The organism is Anoxybacillus mongoliensis (assembly GCF_014201515.1).
In the GTDB taxonomy this organism is placed as follows: domain Bacteria; phylum Bacillota; class Bacilli; order Bacillales; family Anoxybacillaceae; genus Anoxybacillus; species Anoxybacillus mongoliensis.
Window position 1 is genome coordinate 36,689 of the sequence record NZ_JACHEQ010000018.1, and the last position, 12,965, is coordinate 49,653.

At 38.8% G+C, this 12,965-nt stretch carries 14 protein-coding genes and 1 rRNA gene; 1 reads left to right on the plus strand and 14 read right to left on the minus strand.

Annotation, left to right across the window (positions count from 1 at the left end; genetic code table 11):
- Positions 1-28: 28 nt before the first annotated feature.
- The 5 genes from rsmA to metG form a co-directional block, all read right to left on the minus strand.
- The gene (rsmA, locus tag HNR43_RS12940) at positions 29-916 is read right to left on the minus strand and encodes a 16S rRNA (adenine(1518)-N(6)/adenine(1519)-N(6))-dimethyltransferase RsmA (protein ID WP_183244413.1); all 888 of its coding nucleotides are present in this window, start codon (positions 914-916) and stop codon (positions 29-31) included.
- Positions 909-1,481: a ribonuclease M5 gene (gene rnmV / locus HNR43_RS12945; protein WP_183244415.1), complete on the minus strand. Its 573-nt coding sequence runs from the start codon at positions 1,479-1,481 to the stop codon at positions 909-911. Before rnmV ends, rsmA begins: the two co-directional genes overlap by 8 nt.
- A gap of 61 nt (positions 1,482-1,542) precedes the next feature.
- Complete coding sequence (locus HNR43_RS12950) at positions 1,543-2,736, minus strand: resuscitation-promoting factor (protein WP_183244417.1); 1,194 nt, start codon at positions 2,734-2,736, stop codon at positions 1,543-1,545.
- A gap of 204 nt (positions 2,737-2,940) precedes the next feature.
- Positions 2,941-3,708 carry a TatD family hydrolase gene (locus HNR43_RS12955; RefSeq protein WP_183244420.1) on the minus strand — a complete coding sequence of 256 codons (768 nt, stop codon included), beginning with the start codon at positions 3,706-3,708 and terminating at the stop codon, positions 2,941-2,943.
- A gap of 117 nt (positions 3,709-3,825) precedes the next feature.
- Complete coding sequence (gene metG, locus HNR43_RS12960; RefSeq protein ID WP_183244422.1) at positions 3,826-5,775, minus strand: methionine--tRNA ligase; 1,950 nt, start codon at positions 5,773-5,775, stop codon at positions 3,826-3,828.
- A 492-nt stretch (positions 5,776-6,267) separates the two neighbouring features.
- On the opposite strand from metG, the gene abrB reads away from it, so the two are divergent.
- A complete protein-coding gene (abrB, locus tag HNR43_RS12965) occupies positions 6,268-6,552 on the plus strand; it encodes a transition state genes transcriptional regulator AbrB (protein ID WP_183244424.1) in 285 nt (94 codons plus the stop codon).
- A 34-nt stretch (positions 6,553-6,586) separates the two neighbouring features.
- Here abrB and rsmI read toward each other — a convergent pair whose 3' ends face one another.
- The 9 genes from rsmI to rrf form a co-directional block, all read right to left on the minus strand.
- The gene (gene rsmI, locus HNR43_RS12970) at positions 6,587-7,453 is read right to left on the minus strand and encodes a 16S rRNA (cytidine(1402)-2'-O)-methyltransferase (RefSeq protein WP_183244426.1); all 867 of its coding nucleotides are present in this window, start codon (positions 7,451-7,453) and stop codon (positions 6,587-6,589) included.
- Positions 7,454-7,459: 6 nt separating this feature from the next.
- Positions 7,460-8,194 carry a tRNA1(Val) (adenine(37)-N6)-methyltransferase gene (locus tag HNR43_RS12975; protein ID WP_183244428.1) on the minus strand — a complete coding sequence of 245 codons (735 nt, stop codon included), beginning with the start codon at positions 8,192-8,194 and terminating at the stop codon, positions 7,460-7,462.
- Positions 8,195-8,248: 54 nt separating this feature from the next.
- Positions 8,249-8,596 carry a DNA replication initiation control protein YabA gene (gene yabA / locus HNR43_RS12980; RefSeq protein ID WP_183244430.1) on the minus strand — a complete coding sequence of 116 codons (348 nt, stop codon included), beginning with the start codon at positions 8,594-8,596 and terminating at the stop codon, positions 8,249-8,251.
- A 15-nt stretch (positions 8,597-8,611) separates the two neighbouring features.
- Positions 8,612-9,439, minus strand: a complete 828-nt coding sequence (locus HNR43_RS12985) for a PSP1 domain-containing protein (RefSeq protein WP_032101721.1) — start codon at positions 9,437-9,439, stop codon at positions 8,612-8,614.
- On the minus strand, positions 9,432-10,430 hold the full coding sequence (gene holB, locus HNR43_RS12990) for a DNA polymerase III subunit delta' (protein WP_183244432.1): 999 nt from the start codon (positions 10,428-10,430) through the stop codon (positions 9,432-9,434). The genes HNR43_RS12985 and holB overlap by 8 nt, the downstream gene beginning before the upstream one ends.
- A 10-nt stretch (positions 10,431-10,440) precedes the next feature.
- A complete protein-coding gene (gene tmk, locus HNR43_RS12995) occupies positions 10,441-11,070 on the minus strand; it encodes a dTMP kinase (protein WP_183244434.1) in 630 nt (209 codons plus the stop codon).
- A gap of 1 nt (position 11,071) precedes the next feature.
- Positions 11,072-12,496 (minus strand): aminotransferase class I/II-fold pyridoxal phosphate-dependent enzyme, encoded by a 1,425-nt coding sequence (locus HNR43_RS13000; protein WP_183244436.1) that lies wholly within the window; start codon positions 12,494-12,496, stop codon positions 11,072-11,074.
- A gap of 81 nt (positions 12,497-12,577) precedes the next feature.
- Complete coding sequence (locus HNR43_RS14315) at positions 12,578-12,799, minus strand: sigma factor G inhibitor Gin (protein WP_343055795.1); 222 nt, start codon at positions 12,797-12,799, stop codon at positions 12,578-12,580.
- A gap of 89 nt (positions 12,800-12,888) precedes the next feature.
- Positions 12,889-12,965, minus strand: a 5S ribosomal RNA gene (gene rrf, locus HNR43_RS13010); the annotation flags it as partial.

A 12,965-nucleotide genomic window follows, 5' to 3' on the forward strand; every position in this document is an offset into this window, starting at 1 on the left:
AAGGATAGAAAGTGTAAAAAAAGAGGCTTTAAGCCTCTCGATAAAAAATGTGATATAGTTGTTCGCTTAATGTAGCGAATTCAACCATGGTGAGCGTCTCTCCTCTGCGTTTTGGATCAATACGAGCATTTTCAAGCGCTTTTTCAATTTGTACTTTTTTCTCCTTGCCGTTTGGCAATTGGTTCATCAAATTATTTAAAATCGTTTTCCGCCGTTGTCCAAAACTCGCACGAACGACCGTAAAGAAAAAATCTTCGTTTGTAACGGAAACAGCAGGTTGTTCCCTCTTCAATAACCGAATGACTGCAGAGTCCACATTCGGTTTTGGCATAAATACAGTCCGTGGCACATGCATCACTGTTTCAGCGTGCGTATAATATTGCACAGCAATCGTCAAAGAACCATAATCTTTCGTTCCTGGTTTTGCCGCCATGCGCTCGGCTACCTCTTTTTGTAACATAACGACCATACCGCGAATAGGTAAACGATCTGTCAACAACTTCATAATAATTGGTGTCGTTACATAATACGGCAAATTGGCAACGACCATAATATCGTCCACGTCAGTTAATTGTTCCTTTATTACTTGTTGAACATCTGCTTTTAAAACATCTTCATGAATAATGGATACGTTAGGATATGGAGACAGCGTATCAGCTAAAATAGGAAGAAGCCGTTGATCAATTTCAAATGCGACTACTTTTTTTGATCGTCGCGCTAGTTGCTCTGTAAGCGCCCCAATTCCCGGTCCAATTTCAATGACACCTGTTCGTTCAGAAAGCTCGGCAAAATCAACGATGCGATGTAAAATATTTGGCTCAATCAAAAAATTTTGTCCAAGACTTTTTTTGAACGAAAACCCATATTTCTCTAAAATTCCTTTTGTACGAGTCGGTGTAGCAATATCTTTATACATGTTGTTCCTCCTGCATGACTTGCTTCATCGCTTCTATAAATTGTTCTTTTGAAATTTGAAACATTTGTAATCGTTTATGCAACTGCTTTCCGTTTGTGTACCCAATTTTTAACAATTGACCTAACCGCTCACGGCGAGCTCGTGCTAATGAACCACCAATTAATCCTGCATCGATAAGCTGTTGGAATGAAATTTCTTCTTTCGGATCAATCATTTCCTCGTACACGCTCAATAGCGCTGTGCGGATAGCCTCAACAGAAGCATGCTCAACACCAAGACCTTTACCGTGTTTCCCTCGCGCTTCTTCACGCGTTAAAAATGCATGTTTGCATCCCGGGACACGTTCGGCAATTGTTTTCCGAATTTTTTCACCCGGATAATCAGGATCCGTAAAAATAATTACTCCGCGCTGTTGTTGCGCTAAACGAATACGTTCAATCGTTTCATCATTAATGGCTGCTCCATTCGTTTCAATCGTATCAGCATCCACCGCACGACGAATCGCTACTGTATCATCACGGCCTTCAACAACGATAATTTCCTTAATTTTCATAAAATCCTCCATCTCTCAATTGTTCTTCACCCATTATAACGAAAAAAACAGAGGATCGTGAAATCCTCTGTAGTTATTTTATAATTTTTATTTTCACACGTTTCGTTCCCCAGCGATATGCAGCTGATTGGTCAGGGAAAAATAAGTCAATCTTATATCCCTTTACATTCGCACCTGTATCTGCTGCAACAGCGTATCCGTATCCCTCTACGTATACTCTCGTTCCAAGCGGAATAACACGCGGATCAACAGCAATCACTTTTGCGTTTGGATTTGAACGCAAGTTGACACCCGTTGCCGTTGTACCAGAGCATCCACCACAATATGCTGTGTACGCTGTAGCAATCACGTAAAGTTCCTCAGCCGCTTCATTACCTCCACGAGAAGCTAATATTTTCGGAGCTGGTTTCGTTCCAATCGCAACAATACGATTTTTGCTTGGCTTGATCGTCTCTGTTTTAATAAGCTTTCGCGATACTTCTTTTCCGTTTTTTAGAATAACTTCATATTGCTTAGCGACAAGCCCTTTTTCTCCTTCGCTAATTACCTTTTGCTTACCTTTTTCTAGTTGTGCGTCTTTCTTTTTCACAACTGTATAATTTACTGGTTCTTCCACTACATCGGTGACTTTTTCAACTCGAACAATGTTTATTTTTGTGTTTGGTTGAATCATTTCATTCAATTTGGGTTGAACGCGATCCATCTCCCGCAATGTGATATGCTGTTTAGCTAAAAAGTCAGCGACCGTAGTCGAAGTAGACCAAACTTGTTGTTGTTTGCCGCCGTCATTTAATGTAATTGGAAATGCTTTGCTTATTACAATCTTCATGTTTTCTTGCACTTGTTCATGAACGTTCGGTGATACTTGATCGTAATCACGAAGTTCGATTTGTTGAATATGCAATACATCCTTGACAGTTTTAGCCGTCGTTCTTAATTTCTTTTCTACCCCATCAACAATGAGTACAATCGGCTTGCTGGCTTCCCATTTGACAGTCAAATGATCAATAATTTTTGTTTGTGGAGAAGGGGAGATAGCATCTTCTTGTTTTAACTTAATATTTTGTTCTTTCAATAACTCAGCAACTGTATTGGCGTGTGTACGCACTTTGTGCTCTTTTCCATTCGTATATAACGTGACTGTATCTTTTGTCCATTCATAACTTGCATATCCCGTCATGCTACATAGAGCCAAAAATCCCCCTGTAGCTAGCGCAATCTTCTTCTTTGATGCTGATTGCAATAATGTTTTTACATACGTAATCAAAATAAAAACGCCTCCTTTTCCGATAGATAACCGTGACGACCCTCCCTTTCTATGAAGCTTATTATCTATTATTCAAAATATTCTTTCATAAGGGAAGAAAGACTTGTCGACAAGCTTATTGTATGCTTGTGAAAAAAGATGTAGAACGATCACGTTTCATCTTTTCTTTAGACAAGTCTTCCAATCAATCGACACGTTTCTCTATCAAATAATGCCGAATAATCGCTTGGCGTTGTCGGACGTTTTTTGAGCAACTTCTTCAAAAGATAATCCTTTCAATTCGGCGATTGCTTCAGCAACATACTTTACATAGCTTGGTTCGTTCCGCTTTCCCCGAAATGGATGCGGCGTTAAATACGGACAGTCCGTTTCAATAAGTAACCGATCAAGCGGAATTTCTTTCGCCACTTCTTTCGGTTTTTTTGCATTTTTAAACGTAACAGGGCCGCCAAATGAAATATAAAAATTCATATCGATGCATTGACGTGCTACTTCTATACTTCCACTAAAACAATGCATCACGCCTCCGACTTCTCCTGCATTCTCTTCTCGTAAAATATCAATGATATCAGCAGTTGCATCGCGATTATGTATAATAATCGGTAGCTTCACTTTTTTCGCTAAACGAATTTGTTTACGAAACACTTCTTTTTGTACTTCTTTCGGCGATTGATCCCAATAATAGTCCAATCCCATTTCACCGAGTGCAACAACTTTCGGATGTGCTGCCAAACGTTCAATCATACCGAGGTCTTCATCAGTCATATGAATCGCATCAACAGGATGCCATCCGACAGCTGCATAAATAAACGAATATTGTTCAACTAACTCCATTGCGCGATCAATTGTTGGGCGATCAAAGCCGACAACGACAATATGTGACACACCTTCTGCACGTGCTCGTTCAATGACTTGTTCAACATCTTCGTTAAATTGTGTCGCATTTAAATGTGCATGTGTATCAAATAACATATAACCCCTCTTTTCTTCCGATGTTCAGTTTACCACACAAGACTGTTACATAAATCACAGCTATATAACAATTGCATTACAAAATAGAAACAAAAGAGGTGTCTTTGTAACACCTCTTTACTTCACTTTTGCTCCGTTCGGAAGCGATTCGTCTACTGTCGCCAATGATAATACACCATCTTTTTCTCCTGCTAAAATCATGCCTTGCGATAACTCTCCGCGCAATTTCACAGGTTTTAAGTTCGTCACGCAAATGACTTTTTTCCCAATCAAATCTTCTGGTTTGTAGTATTTGGCAATACCTGATACAACTTGACGTTTCTCATATCCTAAATCAAGTTGCAGCTTAAGTAAGCGATCTGCTTTTGGAATTGGTTCAGCGTGAACAACTTGTGCGACGCGCAAATCAACTTTCATGAAATCATCAATTGTAATTTCGTCGCTTGTTTCCTCGCTTTGTTCTTGTTTTTCTTCTGTATTTGCCGAGGTCCCCTTCATCTGTGATTGAATGTATTGTACTTCCTCTTGAACGTCTAAACGTGGAAACAGCGGTGCGCCTTTTGCAACCATTCGCTCATGTTGTGAAGCGCCAAACGTTTGTAAACTATCCCAACCCATCAGCTGTTCGTCTTGAATGCCAAGTTGAGCAAACATCCGTTTTGGCGTTGCTGTTAAAAATGGTTGCAATAAAACAGCTACATAACGAAGCGACTCCGCTAAATGTGACATGACTGAAGCGAGCTGTTCATGTGCAGCTTCATCTTTCGCTAGTACCCATGGTTGTGTTTCATCAATATATTTGTTCGTGCGACTAATGAGCTGCCAAACAGCTGTTAGAGCTTGGGAAAATTGCATTTGCTCCATCGCCTCTTCATATTGTTTCACCGTATCATATGCTGTTTGCACAAGCTGTTCATCAAACGATGTATACGTACCGCTATATACAGGAATACGACCGGCAAAATATTTTTCGATCATCGCTACCGTCCGATTTAACAAGTTCCCTAAATCGTTCGCTAAATCGTAGTTAATACGTTCGACAAAACCTTCCGGTGTAAACACACCATCTGAGCCAAACGGCACTTCACGGAGCAAATAATAACGCAACGCATCAAGACCGTAACGATCGATTAACGTAACGGGATCAACGACATTTCCTTTCGATTTCGACATTTTCCCGTCTTTCATAAGCAACCAACCGTGCGCAAACACTTTTTTCGGAAGCGGAAGATCTAGAGCCATCAACATAATTGGCCAATAAATCGTATGGAAACGAACGATCTCCTTTCCAACGAGGTGGACATCAGCAGGCCAATACGTTTTATATTTTTCGTCATTTTCTGTTCCATATCCTAGGGCAGTAATGTAGTTTGACAACGCATCAATCCATACATAAATGACATGCTTCGGATCTCCAGGAACAGGGATACCCCAGTCAAATGTTGTTCGCGATACAGCTAAGTCTTCTAACCCAGGCTTGATGAAATTGTTGATCATTTCATTTTTACGCGATTCCGGCTGGATAAATTGCGGGTTTTCTTCATAAAACGCTAATAGACGATCGACATATTTACTCATGCGGAAAAAGTACGATTGTTCCTTTACTTTCTCTACAGAACGTCCGCAGTCTGGACAATTTCCGTCAACCAGTTGTCGCTCAGTGTAAAACGATTCACATGGGGTGCAATACCATCCCTCATATTCATCTAAATAAATATCCCCTTGTTCTAAAAGGCGAGCAAAAATTTTTTCAACAACTTGTTTATGACGTTGTTCTGTTGTACGAATAAAGTCGTTATAAGAAATATCTAGTTTTTCCCAAAGTTCTTTAATCCCCTCAACAATTTCGTCGACGTACTGTTGTGGAGTAACCCCTTTTTCCTCCGCTTTTCGCTGAATTTTCTGACCATGTTCATCCGTTCCTGTTAAATACATGACGTCGTAGCCGCGCATCCGTTTATATCTTGCCATTGCATCGCCAGCTACCGTCGTATAAGCATGACCGATATGTAATTTATCGCTCGGATAATAAATAGGTGTAGTAATATAAAACGTCTTTTTCGTCACTTTTACCCCTCCTTGTTGCACGTGTAGTAGAAACGCTCCCGCCCAAAGGACGAGAGCGATTACATACTTGTATTCTTGATCAATACATCTATTCCTCTTATCTCACCAAAATATACATAAAAATAGAGAGCGCTGTCAACTATTCCACATGAGATAATCGGCAAATAGTAGTTTTTGTCGAATTTTGTCGAAAATATATCGACATTTTTGTCGAATTTATGTTGAATTTTGTCGAATAATCCTTATAATAAGGTTTGTATCGTCTTGAAAAGTAGTTAAAAACTGTTATGCATCTATTGTCAAATCATTTGGTTTTTGTCATTTCAACTATAATTTTGTCGAATTTTATATGCAACGACATGTAAAACATACATTTTTTTTTATTGTTGCATATAAAAGGATTGACGCTTAATGGAAAAGTTGTTATGATAAATCCATAGAGATTTTGTCGAATATTGACGAAAAAAGATGAAAAAAGGAGAGGAGAACAGTATGAAATCAACAGGTATTGTTCGTAAAGTCGACGAATTAGGTCGTGTAGTTATTCCAATTGAATTGCGCCGTACATTAGGAATCGCAGAAAAGGATGCGTTAGAAATTTATGTAGACGATGAGCGCATCATTTTGAAAAAATACAAGCCAAACATGACTTGCTTAGTAACTGGGGAAGTATCTGATGACAACTTTAAACTTGCAGATGGAAAAATCATTTTAAGCAAAGAAGGCGCAGAAGCATTATTACAAGAAATCCAAAACCTTCTTCAACAATCAAAATAAAAAGTTTCTCTAGATTTTTCTAGAGAAACTTTTTTTACTTATGGTATGCTTCATATACATCCCGTTTTGGCAATTGTCGATCTTTCGCTACTTGTTTAATTGCTTCTTTTGAAGTGTACTGCTTCGCCTCCATGTAATAGTTGACATGTTCAACAATCGTTAAATTATCCCACCATACTGATTCTTCATCTGGCATATGATTCCCTTCCACAAGAAGGCAAAACTCTCCTCGCACTTCATGATGCTCTGCCCAATGTATCACTTCTTCAATCGTTCCGCGAATAAATTGTTCGAATTTTTTTGTTAATTCACGCGCTATAGCCATTTTTCGATTCCCGAATATATGGTGCATGATCGTTAACGTTTCATGGAGACGATGCGGTGCCTCATAAAAAATAAGCGTATCTTTTATATGTTTTAATTGTTCAAGTTCTTTCTTCTTTTCTTTTTTATGACGGGATAAAAATCCGTAAAAATAAAAATGAGTTGTCGGTAGTCCAGAAGCCGTTAGCGCTGTGATGGCTGCATTCGCACCGGGAAGAGGCACAACTTTACATTGGGCTTGTAACGCTTCAACAACAAGTTCGTGACCTGGATCAGAAATGGTTGGCGTCCCTGCATCACTAACTAAGGCAACGTGTTTGCCTTGCAAAAGAGAGGCAATAATATGCTCCCCTCTCGCTTGTTTATTATGTTCATGGTAACTCACAAGCGGCGTATGAATGTCGAAATGATTCAGCAGTTTTTTCGTTTGCCGTGTATCTTCAGCCGCAATGAAATCGACCGTTCGTAACGTTTCAATCGCACGTAACGTCATGTCCTCTAAATTGCCAATCGGCGTCGGGACAATATATAAAATCCCTTTTTCATCTTCCTCAATAAAACTTTTTTGTTCGTTCATATCATCTCATTCCCCATATAAAATATGTTTTAACTCGCTCGTATACTCGCCATTTTGTGCATATACGACGAGAGGTGGTAATATTTTCAATCCTCTATTCCCATCTTTCGTTCCTTCAATTAAAATGGTATTCGCTTCTTTCCCTTCCTTTGGATAAACAAAACGTAAGCGCTTCGGCTCTAAACGGTATTGTCTCATTAATGTCACGATATCTAATAACCGCTCCGGCCGATGGACAAAAGCAGCTTTTCCACCTTGTTTGAGCAGTTGGCTGCTGACGCGGATAACATCCTCTAGCGTGCAATAAATTTCATGACGTGCAATAGCAAAATGTTCATTTTTATTGATTTCTTCCTCATTTGGCGTTGGAAAATAAGGAGGGTTACACGTCACGACGTCAAATTTGCTATGTCCGAGATAAGCTGGCATATGTTTAATATCTCCATGAATGATTTCAATTTGCTCTTCTAATTCGTTGTATTGTACACTTCGTTTCGCCATGTCATAAATCTTTTCTTGAATTTCCACTCCAATAATTTTTCCTTTTGTTCGTTTACTTAATAGCAACGGGATGACGCCATTCCCTGTGCATAAATCGACTAAATTACCTTTTTGAATCGGGACATATACAAAATTCGCTAACAACACCGCATCAAGTGAAAACGCAAATACAGATGGGCTTTGAATAATTTTCATATCTTCTGCTAACAAATAGTCAAGCCGTTCACCTTCACGTAACATGTTTTATCCCTCTTTCTGCAACAAAATAGCCTTCCAGACCATTCGTCAGAAAGGCTATTTTTTATTTAAAAATGACAAACAAAACAAACAATCTCCATCGGTCCGCAAACTGCCGTAATGTACATTACAAATGTGAAACCCTTCTTGATACAGACGAGCTAGGTTGTCGTATCCTTCACCGATATCAACTAATTTTGCTTTCGCTTGTTTTTTGCCTTGTTCAACTTTTTGCTCCGACAATTGTTCGAGCCGTCTACGCAAATGGTCATTCTCAACTTGGAGGTGATGATTTTCTTCGATTAGCTCTCCAAGATAACTTTTCAGCTCCCCTAGCTGTTTATACAAATGAGCAATTTGTTCCTCGATACTTGTTACAGATTGAAAAATCTCTTTTTTATTCACGCGCCATCCACCCCATCACTCTGTGGCTTGAGTAGGAAGAACTTTTTCTTTTATCAATTCGTCAATTGTATACTCGACCACCCGTTCTTTTTCAACTAACTCAACTTGTAGCACTCGTTCTAAAATGTTTAATCCAACAACTTTTCCTAATCCAAGGGGAGTCTCAATCATTTCCCCTAAATCAGGTAACTGTTCTTTCGCAGTCTCATATTCGTCGTTCTCATATTTTAAACAACACATTAATCGACCACACAATCCCGATATTTTTGTCGGATTTAACGATAAATTTTGATCTTTGGCCATTTTTATAGAAACAGGATCGAAATCGCCTAGAAACGTCGAACAACAAAGCATACGCCCACACGGACCGATACCACCTAACATTTTCGCTTCATCGCGAACACCGATTTGTCTTAACTCAATTCTTGTACGAAAAATAGCAGCCAAATCTTTGACAAGCTCACGAAAATCAACTCGTCCATCAGCAGTAAAATAAAAAATGATTTTATTGCGATCAAATGTATACTCAACATCGACAAGCTTCATCTCTAATCCGTGTTCTTCTACTTTTTTCAAGCAAATGTCGTACGCTTCTTCTGCTGCCTTTTTATTTTCTTCTACAACAAGCTTGTCCTTTTGATCGGCCAAGCGAATTACTTTTTTTAACGGTAAAACAATATCTTTTTCATCGACTTGTTTTTTAGCTACAACAACTTTTCCGAATTCAATACCACGAACCGTCTCAACAATAACATAATCACCATTTGAAATTGGTAAATCTCCCGGATCAAAATAATAAATCTTTCCTGCTTTTTTAAAACGAACGCCTACAACTTCATACAAACGCAGATCCCTCCCGCAACTGCAATACTAACTGTTCCATTAAAAGCTGCGGATTCATATTCGTATGCAACCGCGCTTTTGCTTGTAAAATCACTCTCATATGTTGAGCAATTTGCTTTTCAGAATAAAGAAAACGCGACCGCTGAAATTCATTCATGCAATCATCATATGCAATTTTTTGTTCTTCCCCAAGTAATACATATAATAAGTCTTTATATAAATATAATAATAAGTCTAACCCGATATTCATTTGTTCTTTATTCGTAAAATGAGTGAGCCAATGTTGCTGAATGACAAGCAACGCTTGTACATATTGCTTGTTTAATGCTTCATATAATTGTATCACTATTTTTCGTGCTTGTGCAAACCAATCATCTTGACTTAGCTGAAATGCTTCTTGCACATTATTTGTTACTCTAGCAGCTAATATCGCTAACTCTCGTGGTACACCTTGTTTTTGTAAATGAGCGTATATTTGTTCTGTTGGTAATTTGTGAAAAGAAATCACTTGACAACGTGAGACAATCGTTGGGAGTATGCGATGTAATTGCTCTGTTAATAAAATCGCCACCGTTTTTGTTGACGGTTCCTCTAAAAATTTTAACAAACTATTCGCAGCTTGAACGGTCATTTGATCAGCATGTTCAATGATATATAGCTTGCGATTCGATTCAACAGCCGTTTTTGTAAACTCCTCTTGCAGCTGCTCAATTTGTTGTTTTTTAATTGAATTTCCATCTGGCACAACGAGATGAACGTCTGGATGATTACCAGATTGAATCCGCCGACAATTCACACATGTTTCGCAAGGTTCCTCATGTACATTTGTTAAACAAAACAAACGCTTAGCAAATAAAAGAGCCGCTTCCTTTTTCCCTGTCCCTTTTTGTCCTTCAAATAAGTATGCATGAGCCACTCTGCCTTTTCTTATACTGTTGACGATCATTTTCGCTACATGTGGTTGACTTGTTTCGAGCATTTTCCATGACATGTCGATCCTCTCACTTTCTTAACAAAGGCTCTATAAGCGCCCACACGTCTTCAAACACTTTTGTTACAGACTGCGTAGCGTCTACTTTTTTTATACGATTTGGAAAACGATCTAATAACATCATATATCCGTCACGTACTCGTTCATGAAACGCTAGCTCCTCTAAATCAAGTCGATTGACTTCTCGCAATCCATTTTCGTGAATGCGCGCTAATCCAAGAGCCGGATCAATATCGAAATAAATCGTTAATGTAGGCATCCAATTCTCAACGGCGAACGCATTAATAGCTAATATCTCATCTATCCCTAAACTGCGCGCTACACCTTGATAAGCTAGAGAACTGTCAATAAAGCGATCACAAAGAACGATCTTTCCTTCTTTCAACGCAGGAATTACTTTTTCAACTAAGTGTTGTCGCCTCGCTGCAGCATAAAGCAAAGCTTCTGTTCGCGCATCCATTCGTTCATTATGAGGATGTAAAATGATCGCACGAATTTGCTCAGCAATATCGATTCCTCCTGGCTCACGTGTCGCCACAACATCAACATGTTGTTCGGTTAAATAATCCTTTAACATGCGGACGATTGTTGTTTTCCCTGCTCCCTCGGGACCTTCAAATGAAAAAAATAAATAGTTCATATCATACCTCCTGAAACACTTCGATGTAATCTCCGTCTATATCTGTTTGAAAATAGGCATTGTTTTTCTTCAAATGTTGAATGATCTCAATATGCTGCTGTGTTACAATTTCCCCGATAAGTAAAATAGGAATCCCAGGTGGATAAGGGACGACCATTTGAGCGCAAACACACCCGATTGCATCGCGAAGCAAAATTTTTTTTGTTTGGCGACCTTTCGTCCATTCGTAACTTACTGCTTGACAATGCTTTGGTAACTGGAATTGCACTCGTTCGTTTTTTAGTTCACTACGAATGGATTGCAGCACACGCTTTATACGGTTTGCGACGTCTGGTAGTTGTTTCATTTTCGCAAGCGGGTAGACAAGTAATACGTTATACGGATCAGCCATTTCTGTAAATATTCCGTTTTTTTCTAGTAACTGTTGTAACTCATATCCTGAATATGCGCTACGTGTTTGTAACGTAATCTTTAATAAGTCTGTTCGGATAAGCGGATGTCGTGATTCCACAACATGAATTGCTTCAATTGTCTGCAATTCTTGTTTAAATAATTGAATTTGAGCGATTATTTCATCAATCGTTTCACGCGTTTGTCGCGCTACATAAGCCCGTGCCAAATCGAGCGAAGCCATAATTGGATAAGACGGGCTACTCGTTTGGAAAACTTGCAAAAAGTATCTCAACATACGTTCATCAATAAGATCGCTATTAAAGTGCAAAAAAGATCCCATTGTCATTGCTGGGAGTGTTTTATGGGCCGATTGTACAACAATGTCGGCTCCACACTCAACAGATGATTTGGGAAAAGGTTCTCCGAGCACAAAATGAGCACCATGTGCCTCATCAACTAAAACTGGCACTCGATAAGAATGTGCCAATTGAACGATTGTTGTTAAATCAATCGCCATACCGTAATAGTTTGGATTTGTTAAAATGAGTGCAGCAGCATCAGGATGCTCGCGCAACGTATTACAAATTGTTTCAAAAGACACAAAAGACATCACTTGAACATCTTCATCAAATTCTGGGGAAATAAAAATGGGTGTTGCCCCAACAAGATGTAGCGCATGCAAAATGGATTTATGACAATTGCGTTGTACGATGACTTTTTTATTTTTTTCACACACAACTGCAATCATAGCTAAATTCCCAGCCGTAGAACCGTTAACTAAAAAATATGTACGTTTTACCCCATACAAATTTGCCGCTAACTGTTGTGCTTGTTCAATTGCTCCTGTTGGATGATGTAAATCATCTAAATGTGACAGTTCAGTTACATCTAAATGCAACAATGGCGCAAAAGAAAGAAGAGCTTCTTCATAAAACACTGCTCCATATTTATGCCCTGGTACATGAAATGAAATCGGTTGTTTTGAAGCATGTTCACATAAAAGCGTATATAAAGGGGTGTTTGTTTGATCCATCTTTATTCGCTTCCTCACTCATGTTGTTTTATACATTTATATTAAAATAAAACAGGCCCTAATCATAGTAGGGGCCTTGAGTTATGAATATATTTTATTCTCTCCTATTTTTTTCAACCGATCAACGTAAAATTTATATTTCTCATCATTCGTTTCAGTTTGAATGAGATCGTTATGACAATCCATACATATGAAATGATGAAAAACATAAATTCCGTTTTTATTTTGCTCGTTACATATAATACAAGTTTCGCTATAAGACATCCGTTCTCCACCTCCCGCTAACAGTTTTCCCAGTTTCATATAACAATATACTTAAAAAACAATCATTTGGTGCGAGAAGGCAAAAAAAGATAAAAGACCAAGACTAAACCGTCTTGGTCTTTTTGTTTGCCCGGCAACGTCCTACTCTCGCAGGCGGTGTCCCGCCAACTACCATCGGCGCTGGAGAGCTTAACTTCCGTGTTCG